16 protein-coding genes are annotated in these 19,588 nt (G+C 73.8%); 10 read left to right on the plus strand and 6 right to left on the minus strand.

Annotation, left to right across the window (positions count from 1 at the left end; all coding sequences use genetic code 11):
- The first annotated feature begins 109 nt into the window (after positions 1-109).
- Positions 110-1,612: a YibE/F family protein gene (locus K304_RS0122345; protein ID WP_027765531.1), complete on the plus strand. Its 1,503-nt coding sequence runs from the start codon at positions 110-112 to the stop codon at positions 1,610-1,612.
- Here K304_RS0122345 and K304_RS0122350 read toward each other — a convergent pair.
- Positions 1,575-1,796 carry a DUF5326 family protein gene (locus K304_RS0122350; protein WP_027765532.1) on the minus strand — a complete coding sequence of 74 codons (222 nt, stop codon included), beginning with the start codon at positions 1,794-1,796 and terminating at the stop codon, positions 1,575-1,577. The genes K304_RS0122345 and K304_RS0122350 overlap by 38 nt on opposite strands.
- A 151-nt stretch (positions 1,797-1,947) precedes the next feature.
- Entirely contained in the window at positions 1,948-2,265 is a 318-nt protein-coding gene (locus K304_RS0122355; RefSeq protein WP_027765533.1) for a cupin domain-containing protein, read from the minus strand.
- A gap of 55 nt (positions 2,266-2,320) precedes the next feature.
- Between K304_RS0122355 and K304_RS0122360 the strand changes: the two genes are divergently transcribed.
- From K304_RS0122360 to K304_RS30695, 5 genes are all read left to right on the plus strand, one after another.
- On the plus strand, positions 2,321-2,698 hold the full coding sequence (locus K304_RS0122360) for a phage holin family protein (protein ID WP_027765534.1): 378 nt from the start codon (positions 2,321-2,323) through the stop codon (positions 2,696-2,698).
- On the plus strand, positions 2,698-3,252 hold the full coding sequence (locus K304_RS30690) for a low molecular weight protein-tyrosine-phosphatase (protein WP_037791475.1): 555 nt from the start codon (positions 2,698-2,700) through the stop codon (positions 3,250-3,252). Before K304_RS0122360 ends, K304_RS30690 begins: the two co-directional genes overlap by 1 nt.
- The gene (locus K304_RS0122370) at positions 3,249-4,109 is read left to right on the plus strand and encodes a fructosamine kinase family protein (protein ID WP_199779657.1); all 861 of its coding nucleotides are present in this window, start codon (positions 3,249-3,251) and stop codon (positions 4,107-4,109) included. Before K304_RS30690 ends, K304_RS0122370 begins: the two co-directional genes overlap by 4 nt.
- Positions 4,110-4,226: 117 nt before the next feature.
- A complete protein-coding gene (locus K304_RS0122375; RefSeq protein WP_051308719.1) occupies positions 4,227-5,378 on the plus strand; it encodes a cystathionine gamma-lyase in 1,152 nt (383 codons plus the stop codon).
- Positions 5,379-5,447: 69 nt separating this feature from the next.
- Complete coding sequence (locus K304_RS30695) at positions 5,448-6,590, plus strand: LCP family protein (RefSeq protein ID WP_078529529.1); 1,143 nt, start codon at positions 5,448-5,450, stop codon at positions 6,588-6,590.
- 30 nt (positions 6,591-6,620) lie between these two features.
- Here the strand turns inward: K304_RS30695 and K304_RS0122385 are convergent, their stop codons facing one another.
- The 3 genes from K304_RS0122385 to K304_RS0122395 form a co-directional block, all read right to left on the minus strand.
- Positions 6,621-7,499 (minus strand): hypothetical protein, encoded by an 879-nt coding sequence (locus K304_RS0122385; RefSeq protein WP_027765537.1) that lies wholly within the window; start codon positions 7,497-7,499, stop codon positions 6,621-6,623.
- A gap of 263 nt (positions 7,500-7,762) precedes the next feature.
- Positions 7,763-8,887: a metallophosphoesterase gene (locus K304_RS30700; RefSeq protein WP_037791477.1), complete on the minus strand. Its 1,125-nt coding sequence runs from the start codon at positions 8,885-8,887 to the stop codon at positions 7,763-7,765.
- 282 nt (positions 8,888-9,169) lie between these two features.
- A complete protein-coding gene (locus tag K304_RS0122395) occupies positions 9,170-10,294 on the minus strand; it encodes a LacI family DNA-binding transcriptional regulator (protein ID WP_027765538.1) in 1,125 nt (374 codons plus the stop codon).
- Positions 10,295-10,753: 459 nt separating this feature from the next.
- On the opposite strand from K304_RS0122395, the gene hisC reads away from it, so the two are divergent.
- The 4 genes from hisC to cydD all read left to right on the plus strand — a co-directional run bounded on the left by hisC (position 10,754) and on the right by cydD (position 18,408).
- Positions 10,754-11,833, plus strand: a complete 1,080-nt coding sequence (gene hisC / locus K304_RS0122400) for a histidinol-phosphate transaminase (protein ID WP_027765539.1) — start codon at positions 10,754-10,756, stop codon at positions 11,831-11,833.
- 294 nt (positions 11,834-12,127) lie between these two features.
- Entirely contained in the window at positions 12,128-13,636 is a 1,509-nt protein-coding gene (locus K304_RS0122405; RefSeq protein ID WP_027765540.1) for a cytochrome ubiquinol oxidase subunit I, read from the plus strand.
- A 19-nt stretch (positions 13,637-13,655) separates the two neighbouring features.
- Entirely contained in the window at positions 13,656-14,660 is a 1,005-nt protein-coding gene (gene cydB / locus K304_RS0122410) for a cytochrome d ubiquinol oxidase subunit II (protein WP_027765541.1), read from the plus strand.
- A gap of 76 nt (positions 14,661-14,736) precedes the next feature.
- Entirely contained in the window at positions 14,737-18,408 is a 3,672-nt protein-coding gene (gene cydD / locus K304_RS0122415; protein WP_027765542.1) for a thiol reductant ABC exporter subunit CydD, read from the plus strand.
- A 70-nt stretch (positions 18,409-18,478) separates the two neighbouring features.
- Here cydD and K304_RS0122420 read toward each other — a convergent pair whose 3' ends face one another.
- On the minus strand, positions 18,479-19,357 hold the full coding sequence (locus K304_RS0122420; protein ID WP_027765543.1) for a Cof-type HAD-IIB family hydrolase: 879 nt from the start codon (positions 19,355-19,357) through the stop codon (positions 18,479-18,481).
- Positions 19,358-19,588 lie beyond the last annotated feature (231 nt).

Here is a 19,588-nt window from a genome sequence, read left to right on the forward strand (position 1 = left end):
CCTCTCAGCCCCGTGCTCGGAGCTCCCGCGATGTGCAAAGCGGCTCCACGCTAACGGCTCACCGGGCGGGGTGGCCAGAGGGCCCCCGGCTTCTTGCGATGATCGGTGCGTGACGACGCCACCGCAGCAGCCGCAGCCGCCGTCCTCCGGGTGGGGGGACGGACCCCGATCCGGCCGTGCCCACCAGCACGGCCGGCGCCCCGAGTACGGTCACCCGCCCGCCCACGGCGGCGGGCAGGGCGGGCACGGCCACGGCGGCGGGCACGGCCACGGCGGACACGCGCACGCCCATGGCCCGGCGACGCCCGTCTCCCGCCACCTGCGGAAGGTCGTCGCCTCCGTGCTCATCCCCTTCGCCGCCGCCGTCGTCGCGGGGCTGGTGCTGCTCTGGCCCGGCGGGACGCCGGGCGGGCAGGAGGACGGACGCAGCGGCGTCGGCTTCGACCGGCCCACCTACGACGCGCGCGTCACGGCCGTGCGCACCGTGGACTGCGCCGACGTCAACGCCCGCCCGTCGGGCGGGATCGGGCAGCAGCCCGAATCCGGCACGGGCGGCGCCGGCGCCGGCGGCGACCAGGCGTGCCGCCTGGCGACCGTCGAGGTCACCAGCGGACCCGGCACCGGACGTACCTTCCCCCACGTCATCACCCCGGACGCCACCCGCACCCTGTCCGCCGGGCAGGACGTCGTCGTCGCCTACGCGGAGAACGCGCCGCGTGACCTCCAGTACGCGGTGATCGACGTGGACCGCGACCTGCCGATGGCGCTGCTCGCCGCGATCTTCGCCGTGGTGGTGGTGCTGGTGGGACGGCTGCGCGGGATGCTGGCGCTGGTCGGGCTGGGGGTGAGTTTCGCCGTGCTGACGCTGTTCATCCTCCCGGCGATCCTCCAGGGCTCCAACCCGCTGCTGGTCGCCGTGGTGGGCGGCAGCGCGATCATGCTGGCCACGCTCTACCTCTGCCACGGCCTGTCCGCACGCACCTCCGTCGCGGCGCTCGGCACGCTGGTGTCGCTGCTGCTGATCGGCGTGCTGGGCTCGCTGTTCATCGGCTGGGCGGAACTCACGGGCAACACCGACGACCAGACGGGGCTGGTGCACGGGCTCTACCCCGACATCAAGATCCAGGGCCTGCTGCTCGCCGGTGTGCTCATCGGTTCGCTCGGCGTGCTGGACGACGTCACGGTCACCCAGACCTCGGCCGTGTGGGAGCTGAGGGACGCCGACCCGTCGGCGGGTTGGCGGCAGCTGTACAGCGCCGCGATGCGCATCGGCCGCGACCACATCGCGTCCGTGGTCAACACCCTGGTGCTCGCCTACGCCGGCGCGGCCCTGCCGCTGCTCCTGCTCTTCTCCATCGCGGAGAGCAGCGTGGCCACGGTCGCCGGTTCGGAGCTGGTGGCGGAGGAGATCGTGCGGACCCTCATCGGGTCCATCGGGCTGGTCGCGTCCGTGCCCGTCACCACGCTCCTGGCGGCGCTGGTGGTCTCCGCGGACCGCCGGCCGGGGACGACCCCCGGCACCGCCGAGGTCCCCGGCGCTCCGGTGCCCGCCGGGGCGGCGCCCGGCGCGACGGTCACCAGTCGTCGCGGGAGGAGGAGGAAGAAGAGGTGAACTGCCGCACCAGGTAGATCAGACCGCCCACCAGGGCCGCGAAGAGCAGCACCTTGAAGAGCAGGCCGACCAGGAAGCCGACCACGCTGGCGATCAGCCCGCCGAACACGACGAGCGCGATCACCGGTATGGCGACCCACTTCACCCACCACGGCAAGGTGGCGAGCACTTCCTTGACAGCCATGACAACTCTCCGTGAAGGACTCGAGGACGGCGGTGCGCCCGGGACGAACGCACCGTCTGCCCTCGATGCTAAGGCGAGCGGCGGCGCTGCGGGAGTGGCACCGACCCCGGCGCGACCCTGAATCGACCCCTACGGCACCGGCGGCCGCACGTCAGCTCTCCGGAGGAGAGAACACCACCATGACCCGCAGGTCCTCGCTGACGTGGTGGAATCGGTGCGGTACCCCGGCCGGCACGTACACCACGCTGCCGCGCGCCACCGGCGTCGTCTCGTCCCCCACGGTGAGCGCCGCACGGCCGCTGACCACGAAGTACACCTCGTCCTGCGTGTGCGGCTGCTGCGGGTCCGCCCCGCCCCGGTCCACGGCGTACAGGCCGACCGACATGTGACGCTCGCGCAGGAACTGCAGATAGGCGCCGTCGTTCGCGGCGCGCTCCGCTTCCAGCTCTTCCAGCCGGAACGCCTTCACACCGGCCCCCCACCTTCTGTGTTCGATCCACCGGTACGGATGGAACCATCAGCGTATGACGAACTTCCTCATCAAGACCGTCGCCAACGCGGCGGCCCTGCTCGTCGCCGTGTGGCTGATCGCCGGCATCACGCTCACCGGCGAGGACACCGGCCGGCAGGCGCTCACGCTCGTGCTCGTCGCCCTGATCTTCGGCCTGGTCAACTTCGTGGTCAAGCCGGTCGTGAAGCTGCTCTCGCTGCCGGTGCTCATCCTCACGCTCGGCCTGTTCACCCTGGTGATCAACGCGCTGATGCTTCTGCTGACGTCGTGGCTGGCGGACGTGGTCGACCTCAGCTTCCACGTCGACGGCTTCTGGGCGGCACTGCTCGGCGGCCTGATCATCTCGATCGTCTCCTGGGCCCTGAACATGATCCTTCCGGATGACGACTGATGCCGGTGCACGACCCCGACCGCCGCTACCGGGTGTGCTTCGTGTGCACGGGCAACATCTGCCGCTCCCCCATGGCCGAGGCGGTGTTCCGGGCCCGGCTGGAGGATGCGGGGCTGGACGACCGGGTCCGTACGGACAGCGCCGGTACCGGCGGCTGGCACGTCGGCGACCCCGCAGACCCCCGTACCGCCGCGGTGCTGGGGACGGCCGACTACGCGCTGCTGCACGCCGCGCGCCGGTTCGAACCGGACTGGTTCCAGGACATCGACCTGGTGATCGCGCTGGACGAGGGGCACCGCAGCGAGCTGCGACGGCTCGCGCCGGATGCCGCGGAGGCCGGGAAGGTCCGGCTGCTGAGGTCCTACGACCCGGTGTCGGCCGAGCGCGGCGAGCTGGACGTCCCCGACCCGTACTACGGCGGTGACGAGGGCTTCCGGGAGTGCCTGGATCTCGTCGAGGCGGCCATGCCCGGTCTGCTCGCCGAGGTCGCCGCGGTGGTGGAGAACCGGGAGGGCCGCACCGGGAGCGGCCCTGCGGGGAGCGGCGGACCGTGATCGCGGACCGGGTGCGCGAGGTGACCGGCGTGCCGGTCGGGGAGGCGCGGCCGGTGGGCGGCGGCGACGTCTGCGCCGCCTACCGGCTCGACGCCGGCCGCCGGACGCTCTTCGCCAAGACCCTCGCCGACGCTCCGGAGGGCTTCTTCCGCGCCGAGGCGGACGGCCTGGCGCTGCTCGCCGGAACGGGCGTGGTCGCGGTGCCCGCGGTCGTGGCGGCGGCGCGGGACGTGCTGGTGCTGGACTGGATCGAGCCCGGCCGGCCGTCGCCCGGGGCGGCGGAGCGGCTGGGCCGCGATCTGGCCGCGCTGCACGACAGCCCGGCCGGGGCGTGGGGCACGCCCGGCCGGCCCGCCTTCCTCGGGCCGCTGCCGCTGCCCTCGCCCGAAGCACGCCTGACCGACCCGGACGACTGGCCCGCCGTCCACGCCGCGTACCGGCTGCTCCCCTTCCTGCGGCGGGCCGCCGACGCCGGCGCGATGGCCGACGGCGACGTACGGGCCGTGGAGCGGCTGTGCGCACGTCTCGACGAGGTGGCCGGGCCGCCGCAGCGGCCGGCCGTGATCCACGGCGACCTGTGGTCCGGCAACGTGCACTGGTCCGCGACCGGCCGGGCCTCGCTCATCGACCCCGCGGCGCAGGGCGGTCATCCGGAGACCGACCTGGCGATGCTGGAGCTGTTCGGCTGCCCGCACCTGGACCGCGTGCTGGCCGCGTACGAGGAGGTGCGGCCCGTTCCCGGCCGCGCCGCGCGGACGGGGCTGCATCAGCTGCAGCACCTCCTCGTGCACGCGGTGCTCTTCGGCGGCGGGTACGGTGCCCGCTGCGGGCAGGTGGCGCGCGCCGCCCTGGCGTGACCCGCGGGACCGGTGACACCGGCGGACCTGCGGAGGCCGCGGCGAACGGGCCTGGCCGGAGTGACCGGAGTGGCCGGAGTGGCCGGAGTGACCGGAGTGAGAGGCAGGCGCAGCGACATGAGCAGGGACGACCGCGACGCGACCCGGGTGGTGCGGGCGGGGCTGCCGCCGGAGGAGCCGTACGCGCCGCCGCTGCCCGGGCCGGTGTTCGCCGCGCATTACCACCTCCCCGGCGACCCGCACGACGCCCCGTACGCCTACGGCCGGGACGCCAACCCGACCTGGACGGCGCTGGAGCGCGCCGTCGGTGCACTGGAGGCGCCGACCGGGGTGCCCGGCGAGCAGGTGCACGCGCTCGCCTTCGCCTCCGGCATGGCCGCGATCTCCGCCGTGCTGTTCTCCCAGGTGCGGCCCGGCGAGGCGGTGGTGCTGCCGTCCGACGGATACAACCTGCTGGTGCCGACCCGGGAACGCCTGGAGTCGCTGGGCGTCGAGGTGCGCACGGCGCCGACCGGCGGCGACGCGCAGCGCGAACTCCTCGACGGCGCCCGGCTGCTGTGGATCGAGTCGCCGTCGAACCCGGGGCTGGACGTGTGCGACATCCGGGCCCTGACGGACGAGGCCCACGCACGCGGCGCGCTGGTGGCCGTCGACAACACCCTCGCCACCCCGCTGGGGCAGCGCCCGCTGGAACTCGGCGCGGACTTCTCCGTCGCCTCCGGCACCAAGGCGCTCACCGGCCACGGCGACCTGCTGCTCGGCTACGTCGCCTGCCGGGACGCCGCCCTCGCCGACGCGGTGCGGCTGTGGCGCAAGACCGTCGGCGCCGTCCCCGGTCCGATGGAGGCGTGGCTGGCGCACCGTTCGCTGGCCACTCTGGAGCTGCGCACCCGGCAGCAGGCGGCCGGCGCTCTGGCCGTCGCGCGGGCGCTGCGTGCGCTGCCCGGGGTGACGGACGTACGCCACCCCGGGCTGCCCGAGGACCCGTCGCACCCGGTGGCGGCCCGTCAGATGCGCCGCTACGGCTGCGTGGTGTCGTTCACGCTGCCGGACAAGGGCTTCGCCGAACGCTTCCTGGCCGCGCTGCGGCTGGTCGACGACGCCACCAGCTTCGGCGGCGTGCGCAGTACCGCGGAGCGGCGTGGCCGCTGGGGCGGCGACGCCGTGCCGGAGGGTTTCGTGCGGATGTCCGTCGGAGTGGAGGACCCGGAGGACCTGGTCGCCGACCTCCGGCACGCGGTGGAGCACGCGGCCGCGCAACAGGGCTGACGAGTCGGGCCTTTCGGTGGATATCGCTGTTCGACGGCGCAAGGGCGTCAGCGGCGGAAGAATGCCCGCATGACGCACCCCGAAAGCACTGTCGAAGAGCGCGCGGACGTCCCCGCCGCCCGCCCCGGGAGGGACGGGAGCGGTGGCGGAGGCAGCGGAGAAGGCGGTGCGGCGACGCCGTCAGGGCCGAAGCGCCGCCGTGGGCGGAGGGTGCTGCTCTGGTGCCTCGCCGGTGTGCTGCTGCTGGTCGGCGGTCCCGCCGGGTACGGGTGGTGGCGGGCGGAGAGCGCCGCCGACTCGATCCCACGCATCCCGGACGCTCTGCCGGACGTGCCCGAGCCGCGGCAGCCGCCGCCCGGGGACGGCGTGACGTTCCTGCTCGTCGGGCTCGACACCAGGTCCGGGGTGCCGACCACCGGTGACGACGCGCAGGCGCCCGCGTGGAGGGCCGGGGCCTCGCGCAGCGACACGATGATGCTGTTCCACCTGTCGGCGGACCGCGAGGATGCTGCGGTGGTCTCACTGGCCCGCGACACGTGGGTGGAGATACCGGGGCACGGTGAGGCCAAGCTCAACGCCGCCTACTCCTGGGGCGGTCCGGCCCTCGCCGTGCGGACCGTGCAGGACCTCACCGGTGTCCGCGTCGACCACCTGGCGGTCGTGGACTGGAACGGATTCCGAGAGCTGACCGATGCCGTGGGCGGTGTGGACATCACCGTGCCGCGCGACATACCCGGCCGCGGCGACGCCCCCGCTTACCGGGCCGGCACCCACCGCATGAACGGCGAGGAGGCGCTGGCCTACGTCCGCGAACGCAAGGGTCTGCCCCGCGGCGACCTGGACCGTACGGCGCGGCAGCAGAACTTCCTGCGGGCGCTGATGGGCCGGGTGCTCAGCGGTGAGACGCTGTCCAGCCCTTCGCGGGTCAGCGGCCTGCTGGACTCGGTCGGCGACGTGGTCGGGGTGGACGACGGCCTGTCCAACAGCGGCCTGTACGACCTGGCGTGGGGCATGCGCGGGCTGCGTACCTCCGACGTGCGGTTCCTCAACGCGCCCGTGGACGGCTTCGGCACCCGCCGGGGACAGTCCGTGGTGCTGCTGGACCGGAAGGGGGCCGCGCCGCTGTGGGAGGCGATCCGGGAGGACCGCGTCACGGAGTACCTGACCACCCACGACACCGACGGGCTGAACGACCCCGGTTCGGTGCGGTAGGACCTGTCCGGCGGTGCCGCGCCCGGAGCGTCACTCCGGCTGCGTCTCGGGGCCGCCGTAGGCCGGGCCGTCGTAGTCGGGTGCGGCGAACTCCGGGCTGGAGAACCGGGGGCGCGTGGACGCCGAGTCGCTGCCGGAACCCGTCGCGGGGCTGGAGAAGCCGGGGTGGGAGTACCCCAGCCGCGGCGTGCGGGGCTGTTGCGGCAGTTCGCGGGCCAGTGCCTCGGGCGACTTCTCGGCCCCCGCCGGGTCGGCCAGCGCCTCGCGCAGGAACGGCACGATGCCGCGGTCCCGCAGCGCCGTCTGCCAGGCGGACCGGGCCGCGGCGACCTCCTGGGCGAGGTCTCCGGGCACGGAGGCGGGTTCGGGCGCCGGGCCGCGTCTGCGGCGCGGTCTGCCGGGGGCGGCGACGGCGCTGGGACCGTTGCGCAGCGCGGTCAGCAGCACTCCGCCCATGCCGAGCAGGGCGGTTCCGGCGGCCAGGACGGCGAACGTCCAGCCGGCGTTGCGCATCGGGGCGGCGAGGGACGGCTCCGGGTCGAGCAGGTGCAGCCCGTAGCCCACCAGGAGGAAGATCAGTGCGGCCGTGCCGGCCAGCAGCGGGGCGAGGACGGAGACGATCGCGAGGAGGCCCGCGCCGTCGCGGCCGGCCACCGTGGCCGTCGCGTCGTTGGCGCGCTCGCGCAGTTCCCGGCGCAGCGCGACGAACCGGCGGTACTCGGCGTCGGCGCACGCGGCTATCGGCAGGGCGGCGCTGACGGCCATGCTGTGCAGCTGCGCCCGGCCGAGCCGGTCACCGACCCGGGACAGGCCGGGGTAGCGGTCGGCGGTGCGCAGCGTCTCGTCGAGGAGCCGCTCGAATTCGGGGCGGTCCTCCCTGAGCAGTTGCGGAGCGCTGTTCATGTGCATCCCCCCGATGCTCCGTGGTTCCGCGGGTCGCCGCGGCGACGTCGCGGATGGTTCCGCGGCGTCGGTTCTCGGCGCGGACGACGGAGGAGAGCTGCTACGGCAGGAGTAGATGGTAGAGCGCTCATGGCGGCCGGTGACAGGGAGTTCACCGAATCCGTACGCGCGCCCCCTGCGCCCGGGGACGCCGCGCACCCGGCCGGGAGACCGCTGCGGACCCGTCCGCGGGGCCGTCGAGAGGGCCGCGGCGGCGCGCTACGGCACCGCTACCGGCGGCCGTTCACGGACGCCTCGGTCACCGGGAGGCGGGTGACGAGCAGCCTGCCGTCCATGGTGACGCCGCCGTCCATCGCGACGGCCAGCCCGTCGGCGTACACGTGCGGGCCGGTGACCGGCGGGGTCTCGCCGGAGTCGTCGCCGGTGTCGCCCGTCAGGTACGGGATGGGGCTGTGGCCGTGCACGACGCGGCTGCCGCCGAAGGCGTCGAGGAGTTCGCGGGCCGCGGCCGTGCCGGAGCCCTCGTCGCGGAAGGCGAAGCGCTTGGTGAAGCGGCGGAAGAGGTCCCACGTCTCGTCGGCGTCGGAGCGTTGCACGGCCTGCGTGACCGCCTCGTTGACCTCGGACACGGTGTCGCCGAACTCGAGGTAGCAGGTGGCGTCGGAGTGCAGGAGCAGGTGGTCGTCCTCGACGGCCATGGCGTGCAGCCGGGACATCCACTGGATGTGGTGGTCCTCCAGCCGCTCCATGTCGGCCTGCTGGCCGCCGTTGAGCAGCCAGGCGGCCTGGAAGGACGCGGTGCCCGCCCCGGACTCGACGGGGGTGTCGCCGAACCGCTTGGCGCCGATGAGCAGCAGTTCGTGGTTGCCGAGCAGGGCCTTGCAGTAGCCGCCCGCGGCTGCGGCCTCCGCGGAGAGCCGCATGACGAGGTCGACGACGCCGATGCCGTCCGGGCCGCGGTCGGTGAAGTCGCCGAGGAACCACAGTCGGGCGTTGCCGCCGGTCCACTGGTCGTCGGCGTCCACGAGCCCTGCTTTCCGCAGCTCGTCGCGGAGTTCGTCGAGGTAGCCGTGCACGTCGCCGACGACGTAGAGCGGCGAGGGGCCTTCGGGGGCGGGTGCGGGGGAGGGCATGTCGATCACAGTCGGTTCGTGTCCGGGCTGGTGCGTGGCGGCGCCGATGACGGGCAGATCGCGCTGGGTCGGGGTGTAGTCGGCGGGCTGGGCGGGGAGCGTCGCGGGCGGAGCCTGCGGCGTCACCGGTCCGCTGCGCGAGGAGTGCGGGTGCGCGTGCGGCGCGGCGCCACCCGGCACGGATCCTGACGTGCCCGGCCACCCGCCCGGTACGTGCCCTGCCCCCTGGATCATCGACCCCTCCACCTTCGCGCGCCTCATCCCCTGCCGGACTCCTGCCCTGGCCGACGTCCCGGAGTGGTCTCCCCAGGTCGCGCGCCGGTCCCGGTGCGTGGAGAGCCCATCATAGGAACGACGGTCGCCCCTTGTGACATACCTGGGTCGGCATTTGCCCGGCGGATCGTCACGCGTGCGTTCCGGCGGGTCCTTTCCTCCCGTTTTCCCGCCGTACGGCCCCGGGGCGTTCCCGGCTCGCTGCTCCCGGACGTCGCCGTCCCGGAGCTCTGAACGCTGCGTGCCGCGCGGTCCGCCGTCGTGCCGGCGTCACTCGGACGAGGGTCCCCGGGGGGCGCTGACGGTCGTGCGGGGCGGGCGGCGGCGTGAACTGGTGCGGACGATCAGGTCGGTGGGCATGACCTGTTCCACCGGGCGCGGCGAGCCCTCTCCTTCGATGGCGTCGATGAGGAGCTGGATCACCATGTTGCCGATGCGGCCCGGCTTGAGCGAGAGGGTGGTGATGGGCGGTTCGGTGCCCGCGTACACGCTCGACTCGCTGCAGCAGACCAGGAGCAGGTCCTCGGGTACGCGCAGCCCGTAGCGCCGCGCGGCGGCCAGCAGGTCGGTCCCGTTGGGGTCGAAGAGGCCGTAGACGGCGTCGGGGCGGTCGGGCCGGGCCAGCAGGCGGTCGGCGGCGACGGCCCCGGCGGCCGGGTCGTGCGCCGGGTAGGCCTCCACCACCGGCTCCTGGCCCACGCGCTCGCACCAGTCGAGGTAGGCGCTGGTGGACAGGCGGGTGTAGGTGTCGGTGCTGGTGCCGGTGAGCAGGCCGATGCGGCGGGCGCCGGACTCCGCGAGGTGGTCGAGCAGTCCGCGTACGGCGGCCTCGTGGTCGTTGTCGACCCAGGCGGTGACGGGCAGGTTGCCGGCCGGGCGGCCGTCGGAGACGACGGGGACGCCGGAGCGGACGAGTTCGGTGACCAGCGGGTCGCGGTCGGACGGGTCGATGACCACGGTGCCGTCGAGGGCGACGTTCGACCAGATGTCGAAGGCGCTGTGGCGCGAGGTCGCGGGCAGGATGACCAGGGCGTAGCCGCGGGCCAGCGCGGCGGAGGTGGCGGCCCGCGCCATCTCGGCGAAGTAGGCGAACTCGGTGAAGGTGAACGGTTCTTCGCCGTAGGTGGTGACCGTGAGCCCGATGAGGCCGGACTTCCCGGTGCGCAGCGTCCGGGCGGCCGCCGAGGGGCGGTAGCCGAGGCGGTCGGCCACGGCGCGCACGTGGCTGCGGGTGGCGTCCGGCAGGCGGCCCTTGCCGTTGAGCGCGTCGGAGACAGTCGTGATGGAGACACCGGCGGCGGCCGCGACATCACGGATCCCTGCACGGCCCTGGCGCCGGCGTCCAGCGTGGGAGGTGGAGCTCCGGCTCACCTGATGCTTCTCTGCTGCTGTCATGGCGACCCGATCGTAGGCCCGCGAAGGTGTGTGGGCGGGGACGAGAGGACAAGGGGCGGAAGGCACGATTCTGCACGACGAAAACTCGTGAACAGCCTTGGAATAGACGGTAGTTGACGGGGTAGCCAAGTGGATCGTGCATTTCCGGCCGCGTTGTCCCCGCACAATCCCCAAGGTTGCGATGAGGTTGCAACTCACCTTCACGAGTGACGCGCGCCACCGCGCACGCCAGGGCGCGCGGACACGGGTGTGCGCGGGCGTGGGGTCGCGGACGCGCGCGGGGTGTGCGGAGAGGGTGTGCGAGAAAGGACCGGGCGGACTGTGACCTACGGCCCGTGCACCCTCCGGGGGGCGCCGCATAGGGTGGGGTCCGGGCCGCGCCCCGGCCGACGTCCAGTGATCCTGCGCGGCCGCCGGCGGCGGCGGAGCTTTTCCTGCGAGGGTCAAGGAGGACCTGCGGTGACCGAGAAGACCCCGAGGCTGCGCGCAGCGCTCGACGGCGTTCCGACGTACAAGCCCGGCAAGCCCGGCGCCGGGGGCGGAACGGTGAGCTACAAGCTCTCCTCCAACGAGAACCCGCACTCGCCGCTGCCCGGTGTGATGGAGTCGGTGACCTCGGCGGCGGCCTCGTTCAACCGCTACCCGGACATGGCCTGCACCGAGCTCATGGAGACGCTCTCCGAGCGCTTCGGCGTCCCGGTCGACCACCTGGCCACGGGCACCGGCTCGGTCGGCGTCGCCCAGCAGCTGCTCCAGTCGACCGTCGACCCGGGCGACGAGGTGATCTACGCCTGGCGGTCCTTCGAGGCGTACCCGATCATCACGCAGATCTCCGGCGCGAAGCCGGTGCAGGTGCCGCTGACCGCGGACGAGGAGCACGACCTCGACGCGATGGCGGACGCGATCACCGAGCGCACCCGGCTGATCTTCGTCTGCAACCCGAACAACCCGACCGGTGTCGCCATTCCCCGCGCCGAGCTGGAGCGCTTCCTGGACCGCGTGCCGGGCGACGTGCTGGTGGTGCTGGACGAGGCGTACCGCGAGTTCGTCCGCGACGAGAACGTGGTGGACGGCCTGGAGCTGTACCGGGAGCGCGCGAACGTCTGCGTGCTGCGCACCTTCTCCAAGGCGTACGGCCTGGCCGGCCTGCGGGTCGGGTTCGCGGTGGCGCACCCCGAGGTGGCCGCGGCGCTGCGCAAGACCGCCGTCCCGTTCGGCGTCACGCAGCTCGCCCAGGACGCCGCGGTGAAGTCGCTGAAGAGCGAGGACGCCCTGCTGGAGCGGGTCGAGGGCCTGGTGGCCGAGCGCGCCCGGGTCTCCCGCGAGCTGGTCACCCAGGGCTGGACGGTGCCGGAGTCGCAGGCCAACTTCGTGTGGCTGCGGCTGGGGGACCGTACGACGGACTTCGCGGCCGCCTGCGGGGAGGCCGGCGTGGTGGTCCGGCCCTTCCCGGGCGAGGGCGTGCGGGTGACGATCGGCGAGACCGAGGCGAACGACCTCTTCCTCCAGGCGGCCGCCGCGTTCCGCAAGGAGCTGTAGGCAGCCGCACGGCACCGCACGGCACCGCACGGCACCGCACGGCACGCACGCGATGTCGTCCGAGCCGCTCACCGGGTGAGCCCCGGCCCCTTCGAGGGCCGGGGCTCACCCGTTTCCGCGCGGGCCGAGGCCCTGGTGGCGGATGTGTCCGTCCTCACCCACCCCCGGTGCGAGAGCGCCGGAGGTATGGGGTGATAATTACTTGTGAATGTGAACGCATTCACAAGCTGCGTGTGCGCATCCCGCACACCGGCAGGCACCCCGCCGTGCCGTGCGACCGAAGGAGGCGGCGAGATGGACCTCGCGCTGGCACCGGAGACGCTGGCCCGATGGCAGTTCGGGATCACCACCGTCTACCACTTCCTCTTCGTCCCGCTGACGATCTCGCTCGCCGCCCTCACCGCCGGCCTGGAGACCGCCTGGGTCCGCACCCGGAACGAGAAGTACCTGCGAGCGACCAAGTTCTGGGGCAAGCTCTTCCTGATCAACATCGCCATGGGCGTGGTCACCGGCATCGTCCAGGAGTTCCAGTTCGGCATGAACTGGTCCGACTACTCGCGCTTCGTCGGCGACGTCTTCGGCGCCCCGCTCGCGTTCGAGGCGCTCATCGCCTTCTTCTTCGAGTCGACCTTCATCGGCCTGTGGATCTTCGGGTGGGACAAGCTGCCGCCCAAGCTGCACGCCGCCTGCATGTGGACGGTCTCCGCCGGCACCCTCCTCTCCTCGTACTTCATCCTCGCCGCCAACTCCTGGATGCAGCACCCCGTCGGTTACCGGATCGACCCCGAGAGCGGACGCGCCGAGCTGACCGACTTCCTCGCCGTCCTCACCCAGAACACCACCGTGGTCGTCGTCTTCCACACCCTGACCGCGGCCTTCCTGACCGGCGGCGCCTTCGTGGCCGGCATCGCCGCCTGGCACCTGCGGCGGGGCCGGCACGTCCCGGTGATGCGCACCTCGCTGCGTCTGGGCCTGGTCACCCTCGTCGCCGGCGGCGCCCTCACGGCCGTCAGCGGCGACCAGCTCGCCAAGGTGATGTTCGAGCAGCAGCCCATGAAGATGGCCGCCGCGGAGGCGCTCTGGGACTCCGAGGCGCCCGCTCCCTTCTCCCTGTTCGCCTACGGCGACGTGGACGAGGGACACAACGAGGTGGCGGTCGAGATCCCGGCGGCCCTCTCCTTCCTGGCCCACAGCGACTTCACCACGACCGTGCCCGGCATCAACGACGTCAACGAGGCGTCGCAGGAACGCTTCGGCCCCGGTGACTACCGGCCCAACATCCCCGTGGCCTACTGGAGCTTCCGCTGGATGATCGGCTTCGGCATGGCCTCCGCAGCCCTCGGCGCCGCCGGTCTCTGGCTCACCCGGCGCAGGCTGTGGCTGGCGCCCCGGCTGCGCACCGGGCCCGACGAGGTGCCCCGGCTGGCCCTCACCCGGGACCGCACCCTCGGGCCGGCCCTCGGCGACTGGTACTGGAAACTGGCCTTCCTCACCCTGGGCTTCCCCCTGGCCGCGAACTCCTGGGGCTGGATCTTCACCGAGACGGGCCGCCAGCCCTGGGTCGTCTACGGCGTGCTCCGCACCCGCGACGCCGTCTCCCCCGGCGTGTCCCAGGCCGAAGTGCTGGTCTCCATGACCGTCTTCACCCTGCTCTACGCCGTCCTCGCGGTGATCGAGGTCCGGCTGCTCGCCACATACGTCAAGGCCGGGCCGCCCGAACTCACCGACTCCGACCGCAACCCGCCCGACCGGGTCGGCGGCGACCCCGCCGACGCCGACCGTCCCATGGCCTTCTCCTACTGAGAAGCGAGGAGAGAAGACGATGGCACTCCACGACCTCTGGTTCGTCCTCATCGCCGTCCTGTGGACCGGCTACTTCTTCCTCGAGGGCTTCGACTTCGGCATCGGCGTCCTCACCCGGCTGCTCGCCCGGGACCGTGCGGAGCGGCGCGTCCTGATCAACACCATCGGCCCGGTCTGGGACGGCAACGAGGTGTGGCTGCTGACCGCCGTCGGCGCCACCTTCGCCGCCTTCCCCGACTGGTACGCCACCCTGCTCTCCGGCTTCTACCTGCCGGTGCTGCTGATCCTGGTCTGCCTGATCCTGCGCGGAGTCGCCTTCGAGTACCGCGCCAAGCGGAACGAGGAGGGCTGGCAGCGCAACTGGGAGCGGGCGATCTTCTGGTGCAGCCTGCTGCCCGCGCTGCTGTGGGGGCTGCTCTTCGCCGCCATGGTGCGCGGGCTGCCCATCGGCCCGGACAAGGAGCACACCGGCGGGCTGCTCGACCTGTTCTCGCCGTACACGCTGCTCGGCGGGCTGGCCACCCTGGCGTTGTTCACCTTCCACGGCGCCGTCTTCGCGGCGCTCAAGACCCTCGGCGACATCCGCCGCCGCGCCCGCCGGCTGGCCGCCGGGGTCGGGGCCGGTGCGCTGACCGTCCTCACGCTCTTCCTGGGCTGGACGCAGCTTCGGCACGGCGACGGCGTCGCGCTGGTCGCCCTGGCCGTGGCGGTCGCCACCCTGGCCGCCGCGCTGGTCGCCAACCACCGGGGGCGGGAGGGCTGGGCGTTCGCCTGCTCCGGGCTGACCGTCATCGCCACCACGGCGATGCTCTTCCTCAGCCTGTTCCCGGCGGTGATGCCCTCGACGCTCGACCCGGAATGGAGCCTCACCGTCGCTCAGACCGCCTCCAGCCCGTACACGCTGGAGATCATGACCTGGCTCGCCGCCCTCGCCACGCCGGTCGTCCTGCTCTACCAGGGCTGGACATACTGGGTCTTCCGCAAGCGCATCGGAACCCGGCACCTCCAGCAGACCTCGCACTGACCTCCCGCCCCCCGTTCGCCATGCGCACACCCGTCCGAACCTTCGCCCGTCCGTCCGACCGCAGGGAAGGTTTCACGTGAAACCCGTCGACCCCCGCCTGCTCCGGTACGCCCGCGCCACCCGCGTCTTCCTGTTCGCGAGCGTGGCCCTGGGGCTGGCCGGGGCGGGCCTGGTCGTCGCCCAGGCGGTGCTGCTCGCCGAGGTGATCGTCGAGGCGTTCCAGCGGGACCGCCTGGCCGCCGACGCCCTGACGTTGCTCGCGGCCACCGCCGTCGGGCGCGCCGCCGTCGCCTGGCTGACCGAACTCGCCGCGCACCGGGCCGGTGCGGCGGTCAAGTCCGAACTGCGGATGCGGCTGCTCGTCCACGCCACCGCGCTTGGCCCGGACCGGGTGCAGAGCACCGGTGAGCTGGCCACCCTCGCCACCCGCGGCATCGACGCCCTCGACGACTACTTCGCCCGCTACCTGCCGCAACTCGGGCTCGCCGTCGTCGTACCCGCCGCCGTGCTGGCCCGGATCGTGGTCTCCGACTGGATCTCCGCCCTCACCATCGCGGTCACCCTGCCGCTCATCCCGGTCTTCATGGTGCTCATCGGCTGGGCCACCCAAGCCCGCATGGACCGCCAGTGGGCTCTGCTGTCCCGGCTCGCGCACCACTTCCTGGACGTCGTCGCAGGGCTCCCCACCCTCAAGGTCTTCGGCCGTGCGAAGGCGCAGGCGGAGAGTATCCGCGCGCTGACCGGCGACTATCGGCGGGCCACTCTGCGCACCCTGCGCCTGGCCTTCCTCTCCTCCTTCGCCCTGGAACTGCTCGCCACCCTCTCCGTCGCGCTGGTCGCCGTCGGCGTGGGCATGCGTCTGGTGCACGGCGACCTGGACCTCGCCACCGGCCTGGTGGTGCTGATCCTGGCGCCCGAGGCCTACCTGCCGCTGCGTCAGGTCGGCACCCAGTACCACGCGGCCGCCGAGGGGCTCTCCGCCGCCGACCAGGTGTTCCGCGTCCTGGAGACCCCCGCACCGGTCCCGGGCACCGGCCCGGCCCCCGCCCAGCCCGTCGTCACCCTGGAGGGCGTGCGCGTCCGCCACGAGGGCCGTTCGGGTGACTCGCTGCCCCCGACCACCCTCACCCTCGCGCCCGGAGAGACCGTCGCGCTCGTCGGACCGTCCGGGGCGGGCAAGTCGACCCTGCTGCACACCCTCCTCGGCCTGACCCGCCCCACCGAGGGACGCGTCCTGCTGGACGGCCAGGACCTCGCCGGCACCGACCCGACGAGCTGGCACGCCCGGATCGCCTGGGTGCCGCAGCACCCGCACCTGTTCGCCGGCACTCTGGCCGAGAACGTACGCCTGGCCCGTCCGCAGGCCGACGACTCCGAAGTGCGGGACGCGCTGGATGCGGCCGGGGCCCCCGACCTCGACCCCGACGCCCTGCTGGGCGAAACGGGCGCAGGGCTCTCGGCGGGACAGCGCCAACGCGTCGCCCTGGCCCGTGCCTTCCTCGCCGACCGGCCGATCCTCCTGCTCGACGAACCCACCGCCGCCCTGGACCTGGCCACCGAGGAGTCCGTGGCCGCCGCCATCGGACGCCTGGCCCGCGGCCGCACCACGCTGCTGGTGGCCCACCGGCCCGCGCTGCTCCCGCTCGCCGACCGGGTCGTCGTCCTCCCCGCTCCCGACGACCGGCCGGTGACGGCCGGGGAGGCCCACCCGCACTGGGCGGAGGCGGTCGCCCACGGCGACACCCCGGAGGCCGCCGGGGCGGTGGCCGTCGGACCCGAGCCCGCCGCGCCCGACACCGCCGGAGCCGGCGACCCGGGCCGACCGGGCCGCAGCCCGCTCGCCCGGGTGCGCCGCGCAGCCCGTCCGCTGCGCGCCCGCCTCGCCCTCGCCCTGCTGCTCGGCACGCTCGCGCTCGGCAGCGCGGTCGGCCTCATGGCCACCTCCGGATGGCTCATCTCCCGCGCCTCCCAGCAGCCGCCCGTGCTGTACCTGATGGTCGCGGTCACCGCGACCCGCGCCTTCGGCATCGGGCGCGCCTTCTTCCGCTACGCCGAGCGCCTCGTCTCCCACGACGCGGTGCTCCGGCTGCTCGCCGGGCTCCGGGTCGCCGTCTACACCCGCCTGGAGCGTCTGGCCCCCGCAGGCCTCCGGGAGACCCGGCGAGGCGACCTGCTCTCCCGGCTGGTCTCCGACGTCGACGCCCTCCAGGACCACTTCCTGCGCTGGCTGCTCCCCGCCGGAACGGCCGTCGCCGTGTCCCTCGGCGCGGTCGGCTTCACCGCCGCGCTGCTCCCGGAGGCGGGTGCCGTGCTCGCCGTCGGCCTGGTCACCGCGGGCGCCGCCGTTCCCCTGCTCGCCGCGGCGCTGTCCCGGCGCACCGAACGGCGCCTCGCCCCCGCCCGCGGCACCCTGGCCGTCCGGACCGTCGACCTCCTCGGCGGTACCGGCGAACTGACCGTCGCCGGAGCCCTGCCCGCCCGCACCGACGCCGTGCGGGCCGCCGACGCCGAGCTGACGCGCATCGCGGCCCGCAGCGCCGCCCGTACCGGTGCCGGCGCCGGGCTGACCGCGCTGGTCACCGGCTGGACGGTGACCGCGGCGGCCTGGGCCGGTGCGGTCGCGGTCGGCGGCGGACGGCTGGACGGGGTGCTCCTCGCCGTCGTGGTGCTCACCCCGCTCGCCGCCTTCGAGGCGGTCGTGGGCCTGCCCCTCGCCGTGCAGTACCGGCAGCGCACGCGACGGGCGGCGGAACGCGTCCACGACGTGCTCGACGCACCCGCGCCCGTACGGGAGCACCCGGGCGCCGGGCGGGAACGACTGGCAGCCCTCACCGCGGCATGGCGTGCCGACGAGCGGTCCGGCCACCGTCCCCCGGATGCGACCGGTCCGCGCCTCACGCTGCGCGGGGTCACCGCCCGCCACCCCGGCCAGGAGCGGCCCGCCCTCGCCGGCTTCGACCTCGACCTGACACCCGGTCACCGGGTAGCCGTGGTCGGCCCGTCCGGCTCCGGCAAGACGACGCTGGCGCAGGTGCTGCTCCGCTTCCTGGACCCGGAGTCCGGCGCGTATCTGCTGCACGGCGGCGCGCCGGACGGTGGTGTGCCGAGCGGCGGCGGACCCGAGGTGGACGCCACGTCGGTGGACGGCGACGCCGTACGGCGCCTCGTGGGACTGTGCGCCCAGGACGCCCACCTCTTCGACAGCACCCTGCGGGAGAACCTTCGCCTCGCCCTGCCCCGCACCGCGGACGGCGCCCCGGCGGAGGACGGTTCGAGGGGCGCCGTTCCGGCGGAGGGCGCGGGCACCGACGCCGTGCTGCACCGGGCGTTGGCCGCCGTCCGCCTCGACGCCTGGGTGCGCAGCCTGCCGGACGGCCTGGACACCCGCGTCGGCGAACACGGTGCCCGCCTCTCCGGCGGACAGCGTCAGCGCCTCGCCCTGGCCCGGGCGCTGCTCGCCGGATTCCCGGTGCTGGTGCTGGACGAGCCCGCCGAACACCTCGACCTGCCCACCGCGGACGCGCTGACCGCCGACCTGCTGGCCGTCACCGAGAACCGCACCACGGTGCTGATCACCCACCGCCTGCACGGGCTGGAGGCCGTCGACGAGGTGATCGTCCTCGACGGCGGCCGCACGGCGGAGCGCGGCACGTACGCCGCACTCGCCGCCCGGGAGGGTGGCCGCTTCCGCGCCATGCTGGACCGCGAGGCGGCCACGGCGGAACTCGCCGCCGGACGGACGCCGTAGGCGGAGCGGGGTCGCGGCCGCTCCCGAGCGGCCCGAACGGCGTGCGCGCCGGGCGGTCCGGTGCGGACGGTCAGCGGCCGTCCGCCAGCAGCTGTTCGATGACCGCGGCCACGCCGTCGTCCTGGTTGGACGCCGTCCGGTGGGTGGTCGCGGCCAGCACGTCCGGGTGTGCGTTGGCCATCGCGTACGAGGTGCCGGCCCAGCCGAGCATCTCCAGGTCGTTGGGCATGTCGCCGAAGGCCACCACCTCGTCGGCGGAGATGCCGCGCTGGGCGCAGCACAGCGCCAGCGTGCTGGCCTTGCTCACGCCGAGGCCGCTGATCTCCAGCAGCGCCGTGGGGCTGGAACGGGTGATCTCGGCGTACCGTCCCGCGCTCAGCCGTGCCAGGGTGAGGAAGGCGTCCGGATCCAGCCGGGGGTGCTGCGCCAGCAGCTTCAGCACCGGCTGGCTGGTGAAAGGTTTCCCCGAGCCGTCGGTGCCGGACTCGGCCAGCAGCTTCTCCACCGGCGCCACCACGGCGCTGGGATCGAGGTGCACGGGCGGATACGACGGCTCGTAGTGGAAGCCGCCGGTGCGCTCCACGGCGAAGGTCACTCCCGGAGCGGCCTCCCGCAGCGCGTGCACGACTCTCCGCGCGTCGTGCTCCGCCAGTTCCCGGACCTGCACGATCCGGCGGCCGCGGTGCAGGTCCACCACGGCCGCCCCGTTGGCGCAGATGGCCAGCCCGTGGCCGTGCACGTGGTCGCTGACCACCCCCATCCAGCGTGCCGGGCGGCCGGTCACGAAGAAGACCTCGACGCCGGCCTGCTCGGCGGCGGCGAGTGCCTCGACCGTGCGGTCGGAGACGGACTTGTCGTCGTGCAGCAGGGTCCCGTCCAGGTCGGTGGCGATGAGCCGGGGCCGTGACCTGAGGGTGTCGGCGGGCGCGCGGTGCGCGGCAGGATGCATCACGCACACATCTTCGCCTATTTCGCCGCACAGGCGTGCGGTAAGGCGCACGGATGAGCCACTCCCGGTGGTGCACATGTGGGGGACGCGTGCACGGAACATGGGCCCGCCGTGCGTGCGCCGCGAAGAAAATCCGCAGCCCGTTGTCGGCGGGCGGGCCTACTGTGGTGTCCAGTCCGCGATCGATGAGGGGGGTCCTCGCGATCGGTTCCTTCCGTGCGCGAGGAGATG

The organism is Streptomyces sp. CNS606 (assembly GCF_000426325.1).

What these genes read in the sequence shown, in the direction of transcription:
- K304_RS0122350 (WP_027765532.1), bottom strand. Translation starts at nt 1,796, where the DNA reads ATGGCTGTCAAGGAAGTGCTCGCCACCTTGCCGTGGTGGGTGAAGTGG.
- K304_RS0122360 (WP_027765534.1), top strand. Translation starts at nt 2,321, where the DNA reads ATGACGAACTTCCTCATCAAGACCGTCGCCAACGCGGCGGCCCTGCTC.
- K304_RS30690 (WP_037791475.1), top strand. Translation starts at nt 2,698, where the DNA reads ATGCCGGTGCACGACCCCGACCGCCGCTACCGGGTGTGCTTCGTGTGC.
- K304_RS0122375 (WP_051308719.1), top strand. Translation starts at nt 4,227, where the DNA reads ATGAGCAGGGACGACCGCGACGCGACCCGGGTGGTGCGGGCGGGGCTG.
- K304_RS30695 (WP_078529529.1), top strand. Translation starts at nt 5,448, where the DNA reads ATGACGCACCCCGAAAGCACTGTCGAAGAGCGCGCGGACGTCCCCGCC.
- K304_RS0122385 (WP_027765537.1), bottom strand. Translation starts at nt 7,499, where the DNA reads ATGCACATGAACAGCGCTCCGCAACTGCTCAGGGAGGACCGCCCCGAA.
- K304_RS30700 (WP_037791477.1), bottom strand. Translation starts at nt 8,887, where the DNA reads ATGAGGCGCGCGAAGGTGGAGGGGTCGATGATCCAGGGGGCAGGGCAC.
- K304_RS0122395 (WP_027765538.1), bottom strand. Translation starts at nt 10,294, where the DNA reads ATGACAGCAGCAGAGAAGCATCAGGTGAGCCGGAGCTCCACCTCCCAC.
- K304_RS0122405 (WP_027765540.1), top strand. Translation starts at nt 12,128, where the DNA reads ATGGACCTCGCGCTGGCACCGGAGACGCTGGCCCGATGGCAGTTCGGG.
- cydB (WP_027765541.1), top strand. Translation starts at nt 13,656, where the DNA reads ATGGCACTCCACGACCTCTGGTTCGTCCTCATCGCCGTCCTGTGGACC.
- K304_RS0122420 (WP_027765543.1), bottom strand. Translation starts at nt 19,357, where the DNA reads ATGCATCCTGCCGCGCACCGCGCGCCCGCCGACACCCTCAGGTCACGG.